Origin of the sequence: Pseudomonas sp. PICF6 (assembly GCF_009831705.1) — a bacterium.
Classification (GTDB): Bacteria; Pseudomonadota; Gammaproteobacteria; order Pseudomonadales; family Pseudomonadaceae; genus Aquipseudomonas; species Aquipseudomonas rhizophila.
On record NZ_WUUD01000016.1, the window covers coordinates 96407 to 118215 of the forward strand.

A 21809-nucleotide genomic window follows, 5' to 3' on the forward strand; every position below is an offset into this window, starting at 1 on the left:
CTCACCAATAAAAGGGCGTCACACGATGGATAAATTCGATGCCTTGCAACTGTTCATTCGCATCATCGAGCAAGGCAGTTTTACTCGTGCCGCCAACGGTCTGAATATCCCGCGGGCCACAGCTACGCTGGCCATCAAGGAGCTGGAGCGGCAGCTCGGTGCGCGTCTGCTCGAGCGTACAACCCGGCGGGTGCGGCCGACACTCGACGGTCAGGCCTTCTATGAGCGATGCAAGGCTGTGCTCGCAGATCTGGAGGACGCCGAGTCTTCACTCAGCACGGTCGTGGCGAATCCGCGCGGCACTTTGCGTCTGGATTTGCACGGGACCCATGCGACTCGGATCATCCTGCCGAACATCCAGGATTTTCATCGGCGCTATCCCCAAATCAACCTGGTCATCAGCTGCGGCGACCGGCTGGTGGATCTGGTGAGCGAAGGCGTCGATTGCGTGGTCCGTGCCGGTAATCCGCGTGATTCTTCGCTGGTGGCCAAGCGGCTGGCGTTGATGCCTGAAGTGGTCTGTGCCAGCCCCGGCTATCTGGCCGAACACGGCACGCCTATGTTTCCACAGCAGCTTGCTGAACATCAGGCCGTGGGCTTTTTTGCCAGCAATCACGACATACGTTACCCGTTCACCTTTGTCATTGACGGCCAAGTGGTCGAGCTGGAGCCGGGGGGCTGGATTTCAGTGAATGACGCCGAGTCTTACTGCTGCTGTGCGTTGAACGGCTGTGGACTGATCCAGGTGCCGCGCTTTCGCGTGGAGCAATACCTGGCGTCAGGGGAGTTGGTCGAGGTCCTCGGTGGCTGGCCCAGTCCCGGACTCCCGATTTCGGTGTTGTATCCCTATCACCGCCAGCTCTCTCCACGACTCAAGGTGTTTGTCGAGTGGGTGAGCGCCCTGTATGCCGAACGCTTTGGCCCGCTGACCTGAAGGCCTTCGCTTCATGTACTGCTCGATGGACGCAACGGCAGTTCGCGCAAGCGTTGACCCGTCAGGGCGAAGACCGCGTTGGCCACGGCCGCAGCGATGGGGGGCGTCGCGGGTTCGCCCACACCGCCAGGGCTCTCGGTGCTGGGCAGTACATGCGCCTCGATCTGCGGCATTTCGTTGATGCGCAGCACCCGGTAATCGTGAAAGTTGGACTGTTGGATACGACCCTCCTTGATGCTCATCTGCCCGAACAGCGCTGCGCTGAGGCCGAAGACAATAGCGCTTTCCATCTGTGCCTTGATGTTGTCAGGGTTGACCGGGATGCCGCAGTCGATCGCGCACACCACGCGATGAACGCGGATATTCCCACCTTTGATGGAAACCTCCACCGCTTGAGCACAGTAGCTGCCAAATGATTGATGCACGGCGAGGCCGTGGCCGCGTCCCGGTGCTGGCGTGCGCCCCCAACCGAAGCGTTCGGCGGCAAGGTTCAACACGCCCAGGTGCCGTGGGTCCGATTCAAGCAGCAGGCGGCGATACGCCAGTGGGTCCTGTCCGGCGGCGTGTGCCAGTTCATCCACCGCGCTCTCCATGACGAACGCGTTGTGGCTGTGCCCAACGGAGCGCCAATACCACACCGGAATGTTCGACCGAGGGGCGTGCGCTTCGACCCGATAGGCCGGGCTGCGCATGATGTAGGGCGAGTCGCTCATGCCTTCGACAGACGTCGGGTGAATGCCCGACGCATCCGGAAATATCGATTGCCCCGCCGTGGTTTGCGACCAGGCCACCGGTCGCCCGTCCGCCCCCAAGGCAACGCGCAGGTGTTGGGCGAAGGCTGCCCGGTAGTAACCACCCTGCATATCATCCTCGCGGCTCCAGAGGGTTTTCACCGGCACATTCACAGCCTTGGCGACTTCCACCGCTTCGGCGATGAAATCCTGCAGGGCACGCCTGCCAAAACCGCCGCCCAGGAAGGTGGTGTGAATACGGATTTGCTCAGGGGCAAGACCGGTGATCTTTGCCGCGGTTCGTTGATTGAACGTTTGCATCTGGCTGCCGACCCAGATGTCGCAGCCATCGTCGCTGAGCTTCACGGTGCAGTTGAGTGGCTCCATTGTGGCGTGCGCGAGGTAGGGCACGCTGTACGCCATCTCGACTACCTTGCGGGCAGACTTCAGGGCTTGCTCCACCTCGCCGCGTTGCGTGACGACTTCACCCGGTGTGTGGGTCAGGGCGGTTAAATCCTGGCGTTGCTGGTCGCTGTCGAGGATGACGGTGCCGCTTGCAGCCTCCCATTGCACTTGCAGCGCATCGCGCCCGCGCTTGGCCGCCCAGTAGTGATCAGCGACGACCGCAATGCCGCTGGGGACCTGAACCACATGGCGTACGCCGGGCAGGGCCTTGGCCTGGGTCGCATCGAAGGCGCGGACGCTGCCGCCGAGCATCGGCGCCCGTGCAACCACGGCGCAGAGCAATCCTTCGAACTGGATGTCGATGCCATACTTCGCGCGACCGCTGATCTTTTCTGGCGAGTCCAGCCGTAGGGCGCCCTTGCCGATGAGCGTCCAGGCTGCCGGATCTTTCAGGGGCAGCGTCGCCGGATCCGGCGACGGCAGCGTGGCGGCCTGTTCGGCCAGTTCGCCATAGCGCAGACGGGTGTTGCCGGCGATGACCTCTCCATGTTCTGTGCGCAATGCGCTGGGGGCCTGGCCAAGACGAATGGCCGCTGCCTGGATCAACAGCGCCCGCGCCATTGCGCCCGCCCGGCGATAACGCTCGAACTCATCACGAATGCTGGAAGAGCCGACCGTGCCCTGAAACCCACGCCGCAGACTGGCATAGACGGCGGCGGCCGGCGCATGCTCGACCTTGAGTGTGCTCCAGTCCGCGTCCAGTTCTTCGGCGATGAGCAGGGTCAGGGTGGTCCAGACCCCCTGACCCATCTCGGAATGGGCCAGGAAAATGGTGATGCTGTCATCCGCGGCTATGCGCAGAAATGCATTGGGCGCGAATTCGGCGGACTCCAGGTCTTGCGCCATCAGGCGTCTGCCAGCGGGCACCGTGAAACCGACAATCAGGCCAGTGCCGAGCACGGTGCCGGACTTAAGAAAACTGCGACGAGAAGAGACAATCATGGCATTCATTGCAGAGCACTCCCTGGCTGAAAGGTGGCTGAGAGGATGGGGTCAGGCTTTGCTCAGTTCGGCGGCCCGGTGGATTGCCAAACGAATGCGCTGGTACGTACCGCAACGACATAGATTGCCGGCCATGGCCTGATCGATGTCGGCGTCGGTGGGGGCAGGGTTGCTGGTCAGCAATGCAGCGGCGGCCATGATCTGACCGGACTGGCAATAGCCGCACTGGACCACATCCAGTTCGGTCCAGGCACGCTGAACCGGATGGCTGATATCGGCTGACAGCCCTTCGATAGTGGTGATTTTTTTACCGGCCAGGGCACCGACCGGCGTGATGCAACTGCGCTGGGGCGAGCCGTCGATATGCACGGTGCAGGCGCCACATAGGCCCATACCGCAACCGAACTTGGTGCCGGTCATGTTCATGAGGTCTCGAATGACCCATAACAGCGGCATATCGGCGGGCGCATCCACCTCCAGTTCGCGTTCATTGACCTGTAGCTTCATCGTTGACTCCCAGTCTGCGAAGAGAAGATCCGTGGCGACATTGAAGACACCGATGGCGACGGATACCGGCGCGCTCAAACCGGATCGATGATCGGCAATCACTCACCGGCTTTGTCGCCAATGGGGATCGAGAGGGAGCTTACAAGGCAGCTGCTCCGGCTATAAAGCCAGCAGATTTGAATGGTCTGTGCAGGGCGCAATAACAATATCGGCCGATTCTGGAGGGGGCGGTGAGGCGCTCGACTATCGGCGCGGTAGCCTCGGCCCGAGGCTACCGGCTTGGTATCTATTGAGCTTTTGCATAGCGTCGGTCGGACTTGCCGGCCTTGAGAATTGCCCCTGGCACCGGGTGACCGACCAGCGTTGGCAGGGTGGCCGCCGCCGCCAGCAGTTTGTCCAGGTCGACACCGGTGTCCAGGCCCATGCGTTGGAACATGTGCACCAGATCCTCGCTGCAAATATTACCGCTGGCGCCAGGCGCATAGGGGCAGCCGCCCAGCCCTCCGAGCGAGGCATCGAAACGATCAATACCGGCGTCCAGTGCCGCCAGGGCATTGGCCAGTCCCATGCCTCGGGTGTTGTGAAAGTGTAGGGTAAACGGGGTCTGCGGCCAGCGCGCCAGGGCTTCACGGCAGATGCGCGCGACCTGCGCCGGATCGGCCATGCCAGTGGTGTCACACAAGGTCACGCCCTGCACGCCAATGTCCAGCAAGCGTTGGATCAGCCCGTGGACCCGCGCTTCGGCGACCTGGCCCTCGAACGGGCAGCCGAAGGCGGTCGACAACGAGGCATTGATGAACACGCCGCTACCCTGGCTGACGGCAATGATCTGGCGGAACTGCTCGAGCGATTGTTCGGCAGTCATGCGTAGGTTGGCCACGCCGTGGCTGTCGCTGGCCGACATCACCAGGTTGATCTCGTCAACCTCGCAGGCCAATGCCCGCTCACAGCCCTTCACATTGGGCACCAGCACGCTGTATTCCACCCCTGGCACGCGACGGATGCCGCGCATCACCGCTTCGGCATCGCGCAGGCTGGGAATCGCCTTGGGCGAGGTGAAGGAGGTGACTTCGATCTTCGCCAGGCCGGTTTGTGCCAGGCGATCGATCAGGGCGATCTTGTCTTCGCTGGGGATGAACTGGGCTTCGCTCTGGAAGCCGTCGCGGGTGACGACTTCCTGGATGTACAGGCGTTTGCTCATGGGGCGGTTCTCCGGGTAACGGTGAGGAGCGCAAGCTGTTTTGCAGGCGCGTCCTTGTTCAGATGATGCCGCGCTCGCGCAGGCCGCGGACCTGTTCGCCGCTCAGGCCCAGACCGGCCAGCAGGTCGTCGGTGTGCTCGCCCAATTGCGGGCCGCCAGCGCCGAGACGCCCTGGGGTGCGGCTGAGTTTGGGCAGTACACCCGGCACTTTCAGCGCGCCGGCGCTGGTCTGCACGGTCTCGATCATCTGGCGCGCGAGGTAGTGTGGGTCCTTGACGATATCGGCGGCGGTGTAGGGAAAGCCGGCCGGCACCAACGCCTGATTCAGTGCTTCCAGGACCTGGTCCCGGTCGCGTTGCCGGGTCCACTCGGCGATGGCCGCATCGATGCGCTCGGCGTGTTCGCCGCGTCCATCGTTATGCGCCAGGCGCGGGTCCTCGGCCAGATCCGGGCGGCCGATCAGGTGCATCAATCGTTTGTAGATACTGTCGCCATTGCCGGCAATCAGTACAAAATGCCCGTCGTTGCAGGGGTAGGAGTTGGACGGCGTGATACCCGGCAGGGCGCTGCCGGCGGGCTCGCGAATGTATCCGCAGGCGTCGTACTCCGGCACCAGGCTTTCCATCATCGCAAACACCGATTCGTACAGCGCCACGTCAATGAACTGGCCCATGCCGCTGTTCTGGCGCTCCTGCAAAGCGAGAAGCACGCCGATGACCCCATACAGGGAAGACAACGAATCGCCCAGGCTGATGCCGACCCGTACCGGTGCCTGACCCGGATAACCGGTGAGGTGACGCAGGCCGCCCATGGCCTCGCCGATGACACCGAAGCCGGGGCGGTCGCGATAGGGACCGGTCTGCCCGTAGCCGGAGATGCGCAGCATGATCAGGCGCGGGTTGATCTTCGACAGCGTGTCCCAGCCCAGTCCCCAACTTTCCAGGGTGCCGGGGCGAAAGTTCTCGACCAGTACATCGGCTTCGGCCACCAGCCGGCGAACAATCTCCTGACCTTCCGCTGCTTTCAGGTTGAGGGTCAACGACTGCTTGTTGCGTGACTGCACATGCCACCAGAGCGAGGTGCCGTCCTTGAGCTTGCGCCACTTGCGCAGCGGGTCACCAACACCCGGCGGCTCGATCTTGATCACCTGGGCACCAAACTCACCGAGCATCTTGCTGGCGAACGGGCCGGCGATCAGTTGGCCCATCTCCAGGACCTTCAGGCCTTGCAGCGCCATGCTGCTTGCGTGTTGTTCTGTCATGTCTGCACCTTTGGGTCGTGCGCTGTTCTTTGTCAGGCAGGATGGCTCAGGCCCATGGACTGAACAATTGATCAATGACCAAGCCAGGCTTCGTATCCTGCGAAGTACCACCTGTGAGAACCTTGAAACTGTTCTTCATCGTGCTGCACGTCGTGATACACGACTGACAGGAGGCCGCGCCTATGCGTCGTATCGATTTCGTCACCCTCAAGCTGTTTGTCGCCATCGCCGATGAGCGCAGCCTGACCAAGGCCGCCGAGCGCGAGCACCTGGCCCTGGCGGCGGTGAGCAAACGGGTCAGCGACCTGGAAAACCAGCTGGGAATCGCCTTGCTCTACCGCCAGCCCAAGGGCGTCGAACTGACGCCGGCCGGGCATGCGCTGCTGCATCACGCGCGCAATATGATGGACAACCTTGCGCAGATGAATGCCGACCTCAGCGAGTTCAGCGAGGGGGTCAAGGGGCATGTGCGCATTCATGCCAACACCTCGGCGGTGATCGAATTCTTGCCCGAGGACCTCAGTGCTTTTACCCGGTTGCACCCGCAGGTCAAAATCGATCTGGAAGAGCGGGTCAGCAGCGAAGCCATCCGTGCGGTGCACGAAGGGCTTACCGATATCGGCATCTTCGCCGGCCATGTGCCCGCCGACGAGCTGCAGGTGTTCAACTACCGCCACGATCGGTTGGTGCTGGTCACTCCACGCGCGCATCCGCTGGCCGAACGCAGCCGCATCAGCCTGCACGAAGCGGTCAGCTACGACTTCATCGGGTTGCAGCAGGACGCCTCGTTGCACGGCCTGTTGCAACAGGCAGCGCGTCATTTGGGCACGCCATTGCGCCTGCGTATCCAGGTGCGCAGCTTCGAAGCCATTTGCCGGATGATCCACACCGGCATGGGGATCGGCATCCTGCCGGAGCTTGCCGTGCGGACCTATCTGCCGGCGCTCGATGTGCAGGTCATTGCGCTGGACGATCCCTGGGCGCGTCGCGAGTTGAAGATTGCCGTGCGCAGCCTGGAAGCGCTGTCGATGACGGCACGCCAGATGCTCGAACACCTGATGAGCAGCGAACAACGGGAGGCTTCCATGGTCGAGCCTTCGTGAAAGCCGAAGGCAGCATTGTTCAAATATGAATTTCAGTGGCGTAGGGACGGGGGGTAGAGTCCAAACGGACTGAGGGGGATACGTCCCCAACGCTCGAACAAAAACAATAGGAGCTCACCATGAAGTATCCATCCGTGCGTCGTGGCCTGACCGGGGTGCTTGCCAGCTTTGCCCTGGTCGGTGCGTTGTCTGTCCAGGCCGCCGAGCCGATGCTGATCAAGTTCTCCCACATCACCGCCGACAGCACGCCCAAGGGGCAGGGCGCCCTGATGTTCAAGAAGTTGGTGGAGGAGCGCCTGCCGGGTAAAGTCGAAGTGCAGGTCTACTCCAATTCGTCGTTGTACGGCGATGGCAAGGAGATGGAAGCGTTGCTGCTGGGTGAGGTGCAGATGTTGGCGCCGGCACCCTCGAAACTGGAGCAGTACACCAAGCAATTGCAGTTGTTCGACTTGATGTTCCTGTTCGACGACGTGGCGGCAGCGCAGCGCTTTCAACAGTCGGACAAAGGCAAGGCGCTGCTCAGGTCAATGGAAGGCAAGGGCATCACCGGGCTGGCCTACTGGCTCAACGGTATGCGCCAGTTGACCGCGAACAAGCCGCTGGTCAAGCCAAGTGATGCCCGCGGGCAGAAGTTCCGCGTGCAGCCCTCTGACCTGCAGGCCGCGCAATACAGCGCATTGCGCGCAGTGCCGCGCAAGATGGCGTTCGCCGAGATCTACCAGGGCCTGCAGACGGGGGTGGTGAATGCTCAGGACAACCCCTGGTCGAACATCTATTCCCAGAAATACTATGAAGTGCAGAAGTACATGACCGAGTCCAACCATGCCATCGGCAACTACCTGCTGATCGCCAACACCAAATTCTGGAATGGTTTGCCGGCAGATGTACGCGATGAGCTGGAGCAGATCATCGATGAGGTCACTGTCGAAGTGAACAAGCAGGCCGAGGTGCTCAATCAGAAGGCCAAGCAGGGCATCATCGATTCGGGCAAGAGCGAGATCATCAGCCTGACCCCACAGCAACGTGATGCCTGGCGCAACGCCGTGCGTCCTGCCTGGAAAGCCTTCGAAACGCAGATCGGTACCGAACTGATCGAAGCGGCCCAGGCGGCCAACCAATCCAACTGAAGTTCCCCAGCCACGGTCGCCCGTTCGGGGTGGCCGAAGGCGTCTCTCGAAGTTTGCCTTGCTGCTGGTTCTGATCGTGATCACTGACATCCCGGCCATCTCCCTGGGGCTGCCGAACGGGTTGGGCATAAGCTGACGGGGGGCGGATCAGTAGATGCTATTCTTCGCAAAAAAGTGGAGCAGGCCGGGCAGTCATGACACCAGAAAACACATTTCGTGTTCAAACGCCTCTGCCGGAGGACCTTCGGGTCTTCCTGACCGTCATTCGCAAATCCAGCTTTGCCGGTGCCGCGGATGAGCTTGGGCTCTCGCCGGCCTTCGTGAGCAAACGGATTCGCGTGCTCGAGCAGACATTGCGCACGCGGCTTTTGCATCGCACCACTCGACGCATTGCGCTGACTGAAGCGGGAGAAAAAACCCAGCGCTGGGCGATTCGCTTTCTCGACGACATGGATGATTTCGTTGGTGAGCTCACCGAGATTCGCCAAGCCCCTCGTGGCCTGCTGCACATTTGCAGCAGCTTCGGTTTTGGGCGCAATCATGTTGCCCCTGCGATTGCAGAGTTGTCATCGATCTACCCGGAACTGGAGGTGCGGCTGGATGTGTTCGACCGCGTGGTAGACATCGTTGCCGAAGGCTTTGATCTGGAGATCCGCGTGGGTGACGACTTGCCGGGCCATCACATCAGCCGCAAGCTGCTCAGTAACCACCGAGTGCTCTGTGCCACACCGGATTACCTGGAGCGGCGAGGGGTCCCGATCACTCTCAAGGATCTTGCTCATCATGATTGTCTGGTCCTGAAGGAGCGGAACAATCCATTCGGTGTGTGGCATTTGAATCAGGCCAACCGCGATGAGGTTGTACGGGTCAGCAGCAGATTGTCATCCAACAGCGGAGAAATCGTACTGCAATGGGCCTTGGCTGGGCGCGGGGTGCTTCTGCGGTCGTTGTGGGATGTTCAGCCACTGTTGGATCAAGGCAAGCTGGTCCGCGTGCTGCCCGATTACACCCAAAGCGCGAACGTCTGGGCGGTGTATCCGACCAGACTGGCGGATTCGGCCAAACTTCGCGTGTGTGTGGAGTTTCTGGAGAGCTATTTGAAAAGGCTGCGGCTACCGGAGACGGCCCGCGCCTGACGGCAGTTCTGTCCGATCCCGCAGGCCCGCAGGCCCGCAGGCCCGCAGGATGCAGGCTCTTGTTCGCTCGAGGCTCAGGCAAGCCAGGGGTTCAAACGATGGTGCAGTGCCTCGAAGTCGCGGATTCGTGACGTGTGCTCAAGCGTTGTACCAATCGCATCGAGACCTTCCAGCAGCCCTTTTTTACGTAAGGGGTCCATCTCGAACCCAATCATCTTTCCGCTCTGAAGGTGAATCTGCTGGGCATGCAGATCGATCGTGATCTGCGAGTTTTCAGGTGACCCAACGAGATGGCTGATCTCCTGCTGTTCTGACTCCTTCAACTGAATGAGCAGAACACCATTGCGCTGGCAGTTGTCGTAGAAAATACCAGCGAAACTCGTGCCGATCAGTGCGCGTATACCCAATTGCTTCAGCCCCCAGACCGCGTGCTCGCGGCTGGAACCACAACCGAAATTAGGTCCGGTGATCAGGAAACTGGCGTGATCCCAAGGGGCCTGATTGAGAATGAACGCCGGATTGGGGACGCCATCGGCCAGGAAACGCAAGTCAAAGAAGACCCCGCGGTCCAGCCCATTGCGATCGATGCCCTTGAGGAACTGCTTGGGCATGATGACGTCGGTGTCCACATTCGCGGCGGGCAGCGGTGCGGCGATACCGCGAACGATGGTGAATGGCTGCATTTCAGCTCTCCATGGACAGTTGACGAACGTCGGTGAGGTGGCCGCAAATCGCTGCGGCGGCGACCATCGCCGGGCTCATGAGGTGAGTTCTAGCTCCGGCGCCCTGACGGCCCTCGAAATTTCGGTTGGTACTGGAGGCACAGCGATCACCCGGCGACAGCACATCATCATTCATCGCCAGGCACATCGAGCAGCCGGACTGGCGCCATTCGAAACCGGCATCCTTGAAGATCTGCGCCAGCCCCTCCGCTTGCGCCTGATCACGTACCCGTGTGGAGCCCGGTACGATCATCGCGCGCACGCTCGCCGCTACTTTGCGACCCCGAACGATGCGCGCGACATCGCGCAGATCCTCGATGCGTGCGTTGGTACAGGAGCCGATAAAGGCGTGACTGATCGGCACCCCGGCCAGTCGGGTTCCCGGCTCAAGGCCCATGTAGCGCAGTGCACGCTGCAGGTCCTGCCTGCGGATCAGGTCGCTCTCCAGGCGCGGATCCGGTACGCACTCACCAATCGGCGCGGCCTGGTCAGGGCTGGTTCCCCAAGTCACCATCGGCTCCAACGCGCTGGCATCGAGTTCGACTTCCTTGTCGAAATGCGCTCCAGGGTCGGAATAAAGCGTCTTCCATTTCTCGACAGCCTGCTCCCATAGCGCCCCTTTCGGGGCTCGCGGTTTGTCTTTGAGGTAGGCGTACACCTTCTCGTCCGGCGCCATGAAAGCCCCACGGGCACCGGCCTCTACGGCCATGTTGCAGATGGTCATGCGCGCTTCGACGCTGAGGGACTCAATGGTGGGGCCGGAGAATTCGATGGCGTAGCCCGTCGCACCGGACGCACCGATGTCGCGGATCAAGGCCATGATGATGTCTTTGGAGGTGACGCCTGCGCCCATCCGTCCGTGCACATTCACGCGCAGGGTCTTCAGACGTTTATAGACCAACGTCTGTGTGGCGAGCAGGTGTTCAATTTCCGAGGTGCCGATACCAAAACCAAAGGCGCCCAGCGCGCCATAGGTCGTTGTGTGGCTATCACCTGCGGCCACGACCATCCCGGGAAGAATGAAGCCTTGCTCAGGGGCAACCACGTGCTCAATGCCTTGTCGCTTGTCCAGGACATCGAACAACTCGATTCCGAAGTCTCGACAGTTTTGCTCGAAGTAAGAAACCTGAAGCGCGCCACCCGCATCCGGCATGGCCGCGACGCGATCAGGCGCGGTCGGGTTGACGTGATCGACCACGCACAACGTCGATGACGGGCGCCATACCGTTCTGTTCGCCTCTCTCAAGCCGCTGAAGGCCTGGGGGCTGGTGTATTCGTTGGCAACCTGGCGGTCGATGTAGAGCAATACATGGCCATGGTCGTCCAGCGTACAGACGGTGTGGGCATCTATATGCTTCTGGTAGAGCGTTCTGGGGCCTTTCATGACGGTTCTCGCGAGTGATCGGAAGGCGCGCCGGGAGGGCCTCACGATGCGCCGCGCTCAATGAGCAGTCATGCCAGCATAGGGAATGCGATTGCAGGTTCAATGGCTGAAAAGTCAATCATCGATTCACGATTCGTGTTTAATCCGCGCAGCGGTCAGCGATTCGGATAGCGCCCGGCCCACCGCGGTTGCTATCCGGTGCTGACAGGAAAAGACCGGCCCGGTCCCTTCAGTCCAGATCCTCAGCCCGATGCCGCTCCGGCACTTGGCTCGCTTCATCACCCCACGTGCGGTTCACTCGTTGCCCCCGGATCACTGCCGGTCGATTGGCGATCTCCTCGGCCCAGCGTTGCACATGGGTATATTCGTGGGCAGCCAGGAACTCGGCAGCCGAGTACACGTTGTCGCGCACCAATTGACCATACCAGGGCCAGACCGCGATATCGGCGATGGTGTAGCTGTCTGCGGCCAGGTATTGGCTTTCGCCAAGACGGCGATTCAGGACGTCGAGCTGGCGTTTGGTTTCCATCGTGAAACGATTGATGGGGTACTCAAGTTTATCGGGCGCGTAAGCGTAGAAATGACCGAAGCCTCCGCCCAGATAGGGGGCTGCGCCCATTTGCCAGAACAGCCAGTTCAGGGTTTCGGTGCGCCCGGCCGGATCGGTGGGCAGGAAGGCGCCGAATTTTTCCGCCAGGTACAGCAGGATCGAACCGGACTCGAAAACCCGGATCGCCGGCTCCACGCTGCGATCGAGCAACGCCGGGATCTTGGAGTTCGGGTTGATCTGGACAAAGCCACTGGAGAACTGGTCGCCCTCGTTGATGCGAATCAGCCAGGCGTCATATTCGGCGCCGGTGTGCCCCAGCGCCAACAGCTCCTCCAGCAGGATGGTCACCTTCACGCCATTGGGCGTGGCCAGTGAATAGAGCTGCAGCGGATGTTCGCCCACTGGCAATACTTTTTCATGGGTCGGCCCGGCGGTAGGGCGGTTGATGTTGGCGAACTGGCCGCCAGACGGGGCGTTGTATTTCCAGACTCTGGGCGGTACATAGGGCGCTTTGCTCATGGGAGGGGCCTCATTGCCGACTTGCAGTGACCGCGTGAACCGCGAAAAAAAGCTCTGACCCAAGCCTGCCATAGGAGGGTCAGCGTCAGCAAATCACCCCGCCTGCACGTACTGCATTAGGCTTACCCGCTAACGCTCTTCAGTCATGATCCGATCCACTTCGCCTGAAGCCTTGAGCTTCGCGAAAGCCTGTTGAGCCCGGGTGACGATTTCGTCTGGGGTGCTCAGGCTAAACGCCATGTGAACGCGGTGGGGTTGTTCATCCAGGGAAAAGACCTCCTCCAGAGTGGTGAAATCCACTTGGGCATCTTTGCTCATCAGGCGCGCAGTGTTCTCGGGCATCGGCAGCAACTGAATCTGCTGATTCAACAGTTTCTGAAAGTTATCGTGGTTGTCCGCCGATACCACCAGCCGGGTAAAGCCTTTCTGCTGCAGGTAAACCTGCTTGGCGTCATTGCGCACCACGCCTATGGTGTACTGCTTGGCGTCTTCAAGGTTGTCAACGGCGATGCCGTCACGCCCACGCAGCTTGTAAAGCTTGGTCGTCGCCCGATGGATTTCACCCACCCACTTGAACATCTGCTCACGGGCTGGGGTGCGATCGAGCGGGAAGATCATCACATTGGGTTCATGCAGCGCTTTTTCGTAAGCGCGTGCCCATGGGTACAGCAACATGCGGTAATCGCTGATCCCTGCGCCTCTCAAGGTTTCGTCGGCTATTCGAGTGCCCGGGCCGACGAGCGCGCCTTCACGCAGGTAGGCGTATAACGAGTCTTCGGTCACGACTTCGATCGCCTCGGCGTGACTTTTCACGCTGATCAGGGCCAGGAGCAAGCAGGAGCAGAGCTTCAGACGATAGTGCATACAGACCTCGCAGCACACGGTGGTTTTATAAAGCGACGCAATTGCGCCCCTGGCGTTTGGCCCGGTACAACGCCTGGTCGGCGCGTTGCAGCAGTTGATCGAAGTGGTCCATGGTTTTGGTGTCCAGCTCGGCGACACCGATGCTCAGGGTGACAAAGGGCGAAACCGCTGAGCCGCCATGGGGCAGTGCAAGTTCAGCCAGGCTTTCACGAAACCGCTGGGCTGCCTCGCATGCCTGACTGGCGTTGATATTGGGCAATACCACGACAAACTCCTCACCCCCCAGGCGAGCAGTCAGTTCGCCGGAGCGGCCGAAGACACTGCGCAGGGTCCCGGCGATCTGTTTCAAGCACTCGTCCCCCTTGATATGGCCGTAGGTGTCGTTGTAGATCTTGAAGAAATCCACATCGCACATCAGCACGGCCAGCGGGGTGTTGTGGCGGATCGCACGGCGGAATTCGACATCCTTCAGTTCATCGAAGTAACGACGGTTGGCCAAGCCCGTCAAGGCATCGTGACGCGACAGCGCTTCGAGGGCCTGGTTGGCGGCCTTGAGTTCCGAAGTGCGCGCCTCGACCAGTTCGGCCAACTGGTCGCGGCTGGCTGCAAGGGCCAATTCGTCCGAGTGCTGGCGCTCCAGATGGGCGTGGAGGTTGTCTTGCAGTGCATTGACTTTGGATTCGAGCAGGCTCAACTCGTCCTGGCGCCGGACCGAACGTTGCAGCTTGAGGTGGAAGTTGAGTGTTTGTGGTGAGAGTTTCCCCAGATGCCGGGCGATATGGACAACGTGCACGGTCACCAGGCGGTTGAACATGGTCATGACCAGGCCGGCCAGCAGCAACGACTGGATCACCTGCGTGATGACGATGCTGCGGGCTTCGTCCCAGAGGCGTTCCCAAAGCAGGTTGTTATCGCCCTCGATGGTCAGTTCACCGACCTTTTCGTTGGCGCCGATGTAGGGCTGCGCGACGAGCTGGCGATGCAGCACCGGCGCCACGCTGGATGCATTGCTGGCATATCGATTGAACTCGATGATTTCTGGCGCCTGTCCGGGTCGCAGGATATTGAGTGCCACGCGTCCCACCGGCGCCGCATTCGCAACGCTGGTGATCTGCTTGTCCAACGACTCACGGTCCATTTCCCAAATGGCATGGGCCAAGGTGTTCTGGAACACCTGGTCGATCAGGACCAGCTCGGAATTCATCTGCGCCAGATTGTTTTCCCAGGCCTGCCAGGTACGCAGCGTGACCATCGCCAAGGTAAAGCACAGGCAGAACACCAGCGTGGCCAAAACCAGACGCCGTCCCAGTGAGCTGAATGTCCTGGTTTTTGGCGGATGGATGGGGACAGTCCGAAAATCGTCGGCCATGTCATAACCACTTGCGCATGATGGCGTCGTAAACGCCATTACGGCGGATGGTCTCCAGGCCTGAGCGGAATTTCTCGACCGTCGCGGCCGGCGTCTTGCGACTGAACGCCATGCTCAAGCCGTCCTGACTGCTCAATTCGGGAAGCGGCAGCGAGCGGATCAACACTTTATCCGGGTCTTCACCATTCTGGCGGGTCAGGTACAGCGCGTTGAGCTCGTTGGAAATCCATAGCTCCACGTGATCGACCTTGAGCTTGCGGTAGTTGTGTTCGTACTTGTTGCTCGACTGCAGGTCTTTACCAATGCGGAACCCCTTCGACACCAGGTATTGCTCACCCACGTCCTGATTGACGGTGGCAATCTGGTGACCGTGCGCATCGTCCAGCGAGTTGAGTTTTACCGGGCGCTCAGCCAGCGAATACATGTACCACTGGGTTGGGGCGATGGCCCCGACCCACTGGAAAAGTGATTCACGCGCAGGCGTTCGAACGATTGAATAGATCAACACGTTACTTTCATTGAGCGCCAGTTCGTAGGCCCGCGCCCAAGGCATGGGCTGGATGGACGCCTCTACGCCGACCTCCTTGAGCACCGCCTGGACCACCTCGGTGCTCATACCGGTCACTCGCCCGTTCTGCGTCATGTTATAGGGCGGCAGTTCTTCCGTGACGATGCGCAGCGCAGTCTCTGCGGCGGCGTTTGGCACGGCTGTGCTTGCAGCCAGGAACACCAGGACGCAGCTCATCAGCAGACGGTTAAACGGCAAAATCATCGAGAGTTACCCTATGCAACCAGCAGTGCCGGCGCGGCCTGGGGGCCGTTGACTTAATGTGTTATCGGCTGGGCCTATACGCGCTTGAGTGTCATCCGTCGAAACCGGGGGGCATTGAACCTGGGGCGGTCGGGCCAGACCCTGTGAAAAACTTGAGTGTGGCCTCTCTTGTTCCAGCTGTCGATTCGGCGACATTTAATGAACCCGGGTTTGTTCGGCCGTGTCAGTCGTTTGTCAGGAACGACAAATGATGGAGCCGCTGATGCGACCACTGTATTTCACCAGCCTGTCCTTCGCCGCGTTGCTGTGCGCGGCTTGCTCAAGCCAACCGCCCGCGACCTGGGGCTACATGGATGCCAAGGAACGGGCCAATCTGCCGCCCGACCAGGCATATCCCGAGTTGTTCGAAGCCGTGCAGAACAACCAACTGTTCACCGACCAGAAGCATTTCGTCGACGCACTGCCCACCCGCGACCCCTCGAAAATCCGTGCCGAATACCTGGCTCGTCGCGACAACAGCGACTTCGATCTCGAAACCTTCGTGAAGGACAACTTCATCGAGTCCGGCGCAGCGCAAAGCCCGGCACCGAAACCGGGCGCGCCCATACAAGAGCACATCGACAGCCTTTGGCCCGTGTTAAGCCGTACCTATCGCCAAGTGCCGCCCTACAGCAGCCTGTTGCCCTTGCCACAACCCTATGTCGTTCCAGGCGGACGCTTTCGCGAGATGTACTACTGGGACTCCTACTTCACCATGCTCGGGCTTGAACAAAGCGGTGATCAGGCCCAGGTGCGCCAGATGACCGATAACTTTGCCTATATGATCGACACGTACGGGCACATTCCCAATGGCAATCGCACCTACTACCTGAGCCGCTCACAACCGCCATTCTTCGCTTACATGGTGCAGTTGCAGGCGCACATCGAAGGTGACCAGGCGTTTGGGCGTTACCTTCCACAACTGCAGAAGGAATACGCCTATTGGATGCAGGGCGCCGAGGGGCTCAAACCGGGTGCCGCCGCGCAACACGTGGTCAAGCTCGTCGATGGCAGCGTGCTCAATCGCTATTGGGATGCCCGTTCGACGCCGCGACAGGAGTCCTGGCTGCAAGATGTCAAAACCGCTGAACAGGCCTCGAACAGATCCAGGCAAGAGGTCTGGCGTGATCTGCGTGCCGGGGCGGAGAGCGGTTGGGACTTCAGTTCGCGCTGGCTCGGCGACGGCCAGAACCTGGCAACCATACGCACCACATCCATTGTGCCCGTGGACCTGAACAGCCTGCTCTATCACCTGGAGCGCACCATCGCCAAGGCGTGTGAAACCGTGCAAAACACGCCATGCGTCCAGGCCTATGGTCAGCGCGCGGACCGGCGGCAGCGTGCCATTGAGCAACATTTGTGGAATGCCGATGCAGGGTTTTACGTGGACTACGACTGGCAGCAGCGCCGTCAACGCCCGCAACTGACAGCCGCCACGCTGTTTCCTCTTTACACCGGCCTTGCCTCCGCGGACCACGCCAATCGCACGGTCGAGGCAGTCCGTGATGGTCTGCTGCGCCCTGGCGGCATTGCCACCACGCAGGTCAGCAATGGCCAGCAGTGGGACGAACCCAACGGTTGGGCACCGCTGCAGTGGGTGGCGGTTGAGGGGCTGGATCGCTATGGGCACACCGCGCTGGCGCAGCAGATTGGCACTCGCTTCCTGCAACAGGTACACAATCTTTACCGCAAGGAAGACAAGCTGGTAGAGAAGTACGACGTATCCGGGCGAGGAGATGGCGGGGGAGGTGGCGAATATGAGTTGCAGGACGGTTTCGGCTGGACGAATGGCGTGACGCTGAAACTGTTGAGCAAATATGGCGAACATTCCTCCGCAACGACTGTGGGTGAATGAGCAGGCGCTAAGAGCAAGGGGCACCTGGGCAGGATTTATCAGTTCCTGCCCAGGTGCCCGGCACTGTTATCCGAGAATGGCGTTGAAGAGCAACAGGGTGAGCAGGGAGGTGAACCAGCCGATCGTGGTCGGAATCGACCAGGTCAGCATCTGATGCTTGGCGTTGGTGACCCCGAGCATGCGGTTGACTACCCAGAAATAGCTGTCGTTGAAGTAGCCAAAGACCATCGAGCCAATGGCCGCCGCCTGGGCGGCGAAGACCATGTTAACGTCGGGAATCGAGGCCAGGATCGGTGCCGAAATCGAGGCGCCGGTGATCATTGCCACGGTGCCGCTGCCCTGGATCAGGCGCACCAGGGACGCGATCACGAAGGGGATCAACACCGCCGGCAGCGGCAAGGTGGCGACCCATTCGCCCATGTACTGACCCGCACCGCTGTCGCGCAACACGGCACCCAATGCACCACCGGCACCGGTGACCAGCAGGATGATGCCGGCGCTTTCCACGCCTTTCTCCATGTGCGCGATGACTTCCTCACGCGGGCGCCGCGGTACCAGTCCATACAGTGCCGCCACCACCCCGAGGCCGACAGCGATGACCGGGTTGCCGACGAAAGCGATGGTCTGACCGAACAGGCTCTGGGTCAGGGTGCTGTCGCCGTTGAGTTTGCCGAGGGCGACGACCAGGGTGTTGGCGAAGATCAGCAGGATAGGCAGCACGATCGGCAGCATCGACAGCCACAGCGGCGGCAGTTCGGCCTCGCGGGCATCGACGCGTTCGAGCACTTCACGATAGGCGGTGGCGGGTTCGACCGGTGTCTGGCCGCTTTGCGCGATCATCGCCTCGATGCGTGGGCCCATGAAGCGGGCGTAGGCCACCAGCACGAAGGTGCCGGGAATGGTGAATACCACGCCCCAGAAAATCATCAACCCCACGTCGATATTGAAAATCCCGGCAATCCCCAGTGGCCCTGGCGTCGGTGGAACCGCATGGTGGGTCAGCATCAGGCCGCTGGCCAGGGCAATACCCAGGGTCAGCATCGATTTGCCGCTGTTGCGCGCCAGTGCCCGGACCAACGGGTTGAGGATGACGAACGCCGAGTCGCAGAAGATCGGCACCGAGACGATGTAGCCGGTCACCATCATCGCCCACTCTTCGCGTTTGTTGCCCAGCCAGCGCACGAAGGTATAGGCCATCCGCTCGGCGGCGCCGGAGACTTCCAGCAGGCGGCCCATCATCACACCGAAACCGATGACCAGGCCGATGGTCGACAGCGTGGCACCGAAGCCGGTGGTGATGGATTTAACCAGCGCGTCGGGCGCCATGCCGCCCCCCAGGCCGGCGATCGAAGCGGCGATGATCAGCGCCAGCAGGGCGTGGATGCGGGTCTTGAGAACCAGCACGATGAGTATGACGATGGCCAGGACCAGGCTCACCATCAGCTGTGGGCCGGCGATAGAAGTTGCGTCCATTGGGTAATCACTCTTGTTGTTATTGGATGGAACGACGGCACCACACGGCGCCGCCTGGGTCAGTGATTCATGCTGAGCTGGTGCGCCCTTACCACGCAGTCGAAGTCGGCATCACCGCGAAAGCCCAATTGCAGCGGCCGCTGGATGTCGAAGTCGCCGGGCCAGCTGCAGACGATGCGCTGGATCCGCTCGTCCGGCTCAAAGCTGACCCGCGCGCGCGCCGCCTCGCCACCGACACGGGCGAGACTGTCGAGCATTTCGCTGACCCGCACGCTGATGCCGGGCAGGTTGAGGGTCCGCCGCAGGCCAAGCGCCTGGCCGTCCAGGCGCGCGGCATGGACCAGGTTGTCGACCACGGTCTGCGGCGAAGACAGCCACATGCGGGTATCCAGTGGTACCGGACAGTTGCTCGCTTCGCCGGCCAGGGGCTCGCGCAGGATGCCGCTGGCAAATGACGAGGCCGCAGCGTTGGGTTTGCCGGGGCGAACGGAAATGGTCGGCAGGCGACACACCCGGCCATCGATGAAGCCCTTGCGCGAGTAGTCATTGATCAGCAGTTCGGCCATGGCCTTCTGCGCGCCATAAGACGATTGCGGCAGCGGTGCGAGTTCTTCGGGCACCTGCTCGGGCATCGGCCCACCGAATACCGCCAGTGAGCTGGCGAACACGAAACGCGGTGCCTGGGCCTGTTGGCGGCAGGCTTCGAGCAGGGCGCGGGTCGCATCGAAATTGACCCGCATGCCAAGGTCGAAGTCGGCTTCGGCCTGGCCACTGACGATCGCGGCCAAGTGATAGACCAGGGAGGTTTCTGGGCCGATCAGCGATTTGATAAAGGCCGGGTCGCAGATGTCGCCTGTGTGCGACACCACCCGAGGGTCATTGATGGGGCAGGGCGCCAGGTCGACCGAGACGAGGCTGGCACCGGGGGGCAGCAAGTCACTCGCGGTGGGCGCCAGCAGCGCTTCGATCAGACGGGCGCCGAGAAAGCCAGCGCCGCCAGTTACCAGGATCTTCATGTATTGCACTCCGCTTAAGGAGAATATTCGGGGCAGGGTGCCGAACGCCCCGTATTCTTGTTATTTGACGAACCAGGTGACAAGCAGTTGTCATGTTGTATGATGAATTTAACGTGGACGCAACCGTTGCGTGTTTTCTTCTTGCCCACAGCGGGTGGCAAGGCAGCGCGACGATTGCCGGGAGAATCTGAGTGGACAGTCTGAACGACGTTACCCCCAAGCTGGCCGAACGGCTGGCCAAACGCCTGAGTGCAGCGGTCCATGACGGCCAGTTGGCCGCCGGGAACCGCCTGCCCACTGAGCAGGCATTGTGCGAGCAGTACGGTGTCAGCCGCACGGTGGTGCGCGAAGCGATTTCGATGCTCAAGCGCGAAGGCATGCTCACTTCGCGCCAGGGCAGCGGCACCTTCGTCGTGCCCAATCCCAGTGTCGCGCTGCGCCTGTCTCCACCCCAGGGCAACTTCGAGGCGGTGGTGGAGATCCTCGAATTGCGCAGCGCGCTGGAGATCAAGGCCGCCGAACTGGCTGCAGCGCGGCGCACCAATGCGCAATTGCGGGCGATGCAAAACGCCTTGGCCGAGCTTGACGAAGCGGTCGAGCGGGGTGAAGACGGCGTGCGCGAAGACCTCGCCTTCCACCGTTCGGTGGTGGCCGCCACCGGTAACCAGCACTTTCTCGAAACCATCGATTTTCTGCATCAGCTGCTGCAACAGGCGATCAGAGTGACCCGTCGCAACGAGGCGCGTAACGCCCAGTACATGTGTCAGGTCGATCAGGAGCACCACGCGCTGCTCGCCGCTATCGCCGCAGGTGACAGTGAGGCGGCACGTACCGCGGCCTCCTCGCATCTGCGCAACGCCGAAGTCCGCCTGCGCGAAGCGCGAAGCGAGGCCGACGCGTCCGGATAACAACCACAAGAGGATTCACCCGTGACAGCAATATCCAGTATTGGTGTGGTCGGCCTGGGCTCCATGGGCCTGGGCATGGCGCGCGCGCTTTTGCGCGCTGGTCTGCCCGTATGGGGCTACGACATCCGCGAGGACGTGCGCCAGGCCTTCATCGCCGAAGGTGGCCAGCCGGTCAGTGCCCTGAGTGACAGCGCCGCGCTCAGCGACCTGCTGTTCATCGTGGTGGTCAATGCCGCGCAAACCGAGCAATTGCTGTTCGGCGAGCAGGGTATTGCCGCGCGGTTGCGTCCGGGTTCCGTGGTCATTGCCTGTGCAACCATCTCGGCGGCGGCTGCGCGGCGCATCAGTGGGCGCTTGGCCGAGCATCAAGTGCTGATGCTCGATGCGCCGATTTCAGGCGGGGCGGTGCGCGCCGAAGCGGGCGAGTTGACCATCATGGCCTCGGGGCCGGAGGCCGCCTTCGAACGGGCGCAAACGGCACTTGCCGCCGTCGCCGCCAAGGTCTACCGGCTGGGTGAAGAGGCCGGGCAAGGTTCGCAGATCAAGCTGGTCAACCAGTTGCTCGCCGGGGTCCACATTGCCGCGGCGGCCGAAGCCATGGCCTATGGCATTCGTCAGGGCTGCGATCCCGAGGCGCTCTACGAGGTGATCAGTCACAGCGCCGGTAATTCCTGGATGTTCGAAAACCGCGTGCCGCATTTGCTGGCGGGTGATTATCGACCGCGCTCGGCGGTGGATATTTTCGTCAAGGATCTGGGCCTGGTGCTCGACAGCGCCCAGGAGGCGGTCTTCCCGCTGCCGCTGACCGCCAGCGCCCACCAGATGTTCAAGCAAGCGTCGGCTTCCGGGCTGGGGCGCGAGGATGATATCGCCGTGGTGAAGATATTCCCCGGTATCAACCTGCCTGCCGCCGCCAACGAGGAGATTTGAC

The 21809-nt window shown here is 61.3% G+C and carries 19 protein-coding genes; 7 read left to right on the plus strand and 12 right to left on the minus strand.

Annotated elements, in window-relative coordinates:
* Positions 1–25 precede the first annotated feature (25 nt).
* A complete protein-coding gene (locus GSM73_RS08215; protein WP_107322817.1) occupies positions 26–934 on the plus strand; it encodes a LysR family transcriptional regulator in 909 nt (302 codons plus the stop codon).
* 11 nt (positions 935–945) lie between these two features.
* On the opposite strand, the gene GSM73_RS08220 is transcribed toward GSM73_RS08215, so the two are convergent.
* From GSM73_RS08220 to GSM73_RS08235, 4 genes are all read right to left on the minus strand, one after another.
* A complete protein-coding gene (locus GSM73_RS08220; RefSeq protein WP_160892130.1) occupies positions 946–3081 on the minus strand; it encodes a xanthine dehydrogenase family protein molybdopterin-binding subunit in 2136 nt (711 codons plus the stop codon).
* 42 nt (positions 3082–3123) lie between these two features.
* Positions 3124–3579 carry a (2Fe-2S)-binding protein gene (locus GSM73_RS08225; RefSeq protein ID WP_047225603.1) on the minus strand — a complete coding sequence of 152 codons (456 nt, stop codon included), beginning with the start codon at positions 3577–3579 and terminating at the stop codon, positions 3124–3126.
* 286 nt (positions 3580–3865) lie between these two features.
* On the minus strand, positions 3866–4780 hold the full coding sequence (locus tag GSM73_RS08230) for a hydroxymethylglutaryl-CoA lyase (protein WP_076384231.1): 915 nt from the start codon (positions 4778–4780) through the stop codon (positions 3866–3868).
* A 58-nt stretch (positions 4781–4838) separates the two neighbouring features.
* Entirely contained in the window at positions 4839–6041 is a 1203-nt protein-coding gene (locus GSM73_RS08235; protein ID WP_139049846.1) for a CaiB/BaiF CoA-transferase family protein, read from the minus strand.
* 182 nt (positions 6042–6223) lie between these two features.
* On the opposite strand from GSM73_RS08235, the gene GSM73_RS08240 reads away from it, so the two are divergent.
* From GSM73_RS08240 to GSM73_RS08250, 3 genes are all read left to right on the plus strand, one after another.
* Entirely contained in the window at positions 6224–7144 is a 921-nt protein-coding gene (locus tag GSM73_RS08240) for a LysR family transcriptional regulator (protein ID WP_160892132.1), read from the plus strand.
* A gap of 119 nt (positions 7145–7263) precedes the next feature.
* Positions 7264–8271 (plus strand): TRAP transporter substrate-binding protein, encoded by a 1008-nt coding sequence (locus GSM73_RS08245; RefSeq protein ID WP_160892134.1) that lies wholly within the window; start codon positions 7264–7266, stop codon positions 8269–8271.
* Between the two features lie 194 nt (positions 8272–8465).
* Entirely contained in the window at positions 8466–9407 is a 942-nt protein-coding gene (locus GSM73_RS08250; RefSeq protein WP_047225608.1) for a LysR substrate-binding domain-containing protein, read from the plus strand.
* Positions 9408–9481: 74 nt separating this feature from the next.
* On the opposite strand, the gene leuD is transcribed toward GSM73_RS08250, so the two are convergent.
* The 6 genes from leuD to GSM73_RS08280 form a co-directional block, all read right to left on the minus strand.
* Complete coding sequence (gene leuD, locus GSM73_RS08255) at positions 9482–10090, minus strand: 3-isopropylmalate dehydratase small subunit (RefSeq protein WP_160892136.1); 609 nt, start codon at positions 10088–10090, stop codon at positions 9482–9484.
* 1 nt (position 10091) lies between these two features.
* Positions 10092–11513, minus strand: coding sequence for a 3-isopropylmalate dehydratase large subunit (gene leuC / locus GSM73_RS08260; RefSeq protein ID WP_047225610.1), 1422 nt, complete (start codon positions 11511–11513; stop codon positions 10092–10094).
* Positions 11514–11742: 229 nt separating this feature from the next.
* Positions 11743–12582 (minus strand): glutathione-dependent disulfide-bond oxidoreductase, encoded by an 840-nt coding sequence (gene yghU / locus GSM73_RS08265; RefSeq protein ID WP_160892138.1) that lies wholly within the window; start codon positions 12580–12582, stop codon positions 11743–11745.
* Between the two features lie 129 nt (positions 12583–12711).
* The gene (locus GSM73_RS08270) at positions 12712–13446 is read right to left on the minus strand and encodes an ABC transporter substrate-binding protein (RefSeq protein WP_107322814.1); all 735 of its coding nucleotides are present in this window, start codon (positions 13444–13446) and stop codon (positions 12712–12714) included.
* A gap of 25 nt (positions 13447–13471) precedes the next feature.
* A complete protein-coding gene (locus GSM73_RS08275) occupies positions 13472–14815 on the minus strand; it encodes a diguanylate cyclase (RefSeq protein WP_160892140.1) in 1344 nt (447 codons plus the stop codon).
* Between the two features lies 1 nt (position 14816).
* Positions 14817–15587, minus strand: a complete 771-nt coding sequence (locus GSM73_RS08280) for an ABC transporter substrate-binding protein (RefSeq protein WP_047225614.1) — start codon at positions 15585–15587, stop codon at positions 14817–14819.
* A 262-nt stretch (positions 15588–15849) separates the two neighbouring features.
* Between GSM73_RS08280 and treA the strand changes: the two genes are divergently transcribed.
* Positions 15850–17481 carry an alpha,alpha-trehalase TreA gene (treA, locus tag GSM73_RS08285; RefSeq protein ID WP_160892142.1) on the plus strand — a complete coding sequence of 544 codons (1632 nt, stop codon included), beginning with the start codon at positions 15850–15852 and terminating at the stop codon, positions 17479–17481.
* Between the two features lie 66 nt (positions 17482–17547).
* On the opposite strand, the gene GSM73_RS08290 is transcribed toward treA, so the two are convergent.
* Positions 17548–18954, minus strand: a complete 1407-nt coding sequence (locus GSM73_RS08290; protein WP_160892144.1) for a GntP family permease — start codon at positions 18952–18954, stop codon at positions 17548–17550.
* 59 nt (positions 18955–19013) lie between these two features.
* Positions 19014–19970 carry a D-erythronate dehydrogenase gene (denD, locus tag GSM73_RS08295; RefSeq protein WP_160892146.1) on the minus strand — a complete coding sequence of 319 codons (957 nt, stop codon included), beginning with the start codon at positions 19968–19970 and terminating at the stop codon, positions 19014–19016.
* Between the two features lie 191 nt (positions 19971–20161).
* Here denD and GSM73_RS08300 point away from each other — a divergent pair, with 191 nt between their 5' ends.
* Both GSM73_RS08300 and ltnD read left to right on the plus strand, forming a co-directional pair.
* Positions 20162–20878 carry a FadR/GntR family transcriptional regulator gene (locus GSM73_RS08300; RefSeq protein WP_230682588.1) on the plus strand — a complete coding sequence of 239 codons (717 nt, stop codon included), beginning with the start codon at positions 20162–20164 and terminating at the stop codon, positions 20876–20878.
* A gap of 21 nt (positions 20879–20899) precedes the next feature.
* A complete protein-coding gene (gene ltnD, locus GSM73_RS08305; protein WP_076384245.1) occupies positions 20900–21808 on the plus strand; it encodes an L-threonate dehydrogenase in 909 nt (302 codons plus the stop codon).
* Position 21809 lies beyond the last annotated feature (1 nt).

Excerpts from the sequence above, each read along its gene's own strand:
- GSM73_RS08290 (WP_160892144.1), bottom strand. The coding sequence starts at position 18,954 with ATGGACGCAACTTCTATCGCCGGCCCACAGCTGATGGTGAGCCTGGTC.
- GSM73_RS08230 (WP_076384231.1), bottom strand. The coding sequence starts at position 4,780 with ATGAGCAAACGCCTGTACATCCAGGAAGTCGTCACCCGCGACGGCTTC.
- yghU (WP_160892138.1), bottom strand. The coding sequence starts at position 12,582 with ATGAGCAAAGCGCCCTATGTACCGCCCAGAGTCTGGAAATACAACGCC.
- leuC (WP_047225610.1), bottom strand. The coding sequence starts at position 11,513 with ATGAAAGGCCCCAGAACGCTCTACCAGAAGCATATAGATGCCCACACC.
- GSM73_RS08235 (WP_139049846.1), bottom strand. The coding sequence starts at position 6,041 with ATGACAGAACAACACGCAAGCAGCATGGCGCTGCAAGGCCTGAAGGTC.
- leuD (WP_160892136.1), bottom strand. The coding sequence starts at position 10,090 with ATGCAGCCATTCACCATCGTTCGCGGTATCGCCGCACCGCTGCCCGCC.
- denD (WP_160892146.1), bottom strand. The coding sequence starts at position 19,970 with ATGAAGATCCTGGTAACTGGCGGCGCTGGCTTTCTCGGCGCCCGTCTG.
- GSM73_RS08250 (WP_047225608.1), top strand. The coding sequence starts at position 8,466 with ATGACACCAGAAAACACATTTCGTGTTCAAACGCCTCTGCCGGAGGAC.
- GSM73_RS08275 (WP_160892140.1), bottom strand. The coding sequence starts at position 14,815 with ATGGCCGACGATTTTCGGACTGTCCCCATCCATCCGCCAAAAACCAGG.
- GSM73_RS08270 (WP_107322814.1), bottom strand. The coding sequence starts at position 13,446 with ATGCACTATCGTCTGAAGCTCTGCTCCTGCTTGCTCCTGGCCCTGATC.
- treA (WP_160892142.1), top strand. The coding sequence starts at position 15,850 with ATGCGACCACTGTATTTCACCAGCCTGTCCTTCGCCGCGTTGCTGTGC.
- GSM73_RS08215 (WP_107322817.1), top strand. The coding sequence starts at position 26 with ATGGATAAATTCGATGCCTTGCAACTGTTCATTCGCATCATCGAGCAA.
- GSM73_RS08225 (WP_047225603.1), bottom strand. The coding sequence starts at position 3,579 with ATGAAGCTACAGGTCAATGAACGCGAACTGGAGGTGGATGCGCCCGCC.
- GSM73_RS08280 (WP_047225614.1), bottom strand. The coding sequence starts at position 15,587 with ATGATTTTGCCGTTTAACCGTCTGCTGATGAGCTGCGTCCTGGTGTTC.
- GSM73_RS08240 (WP_160892132.1), top strand. The coding sequence starts at position 6,224 with ATGCGTCGTATCGATTTCGTCACCCTCAAGCTGTTTGTCGCCATCGCC.
- GSM73_RS08220 (WP_160892130.1), bottom strand. The coding sequence starts at position 3,081 with ATGAATGCCATGATTGTCTCTTCTCGTCGCAGTTTTCTTAAGTCCGGC.
- GSM73_RS08245 (WP_160892134.1), top strand. The coding sequence starts at position 7,264 with ATGAAGTATCCATCCGTGCGTCGTGGCCTGACCGGGGTGCTTGCCAGC.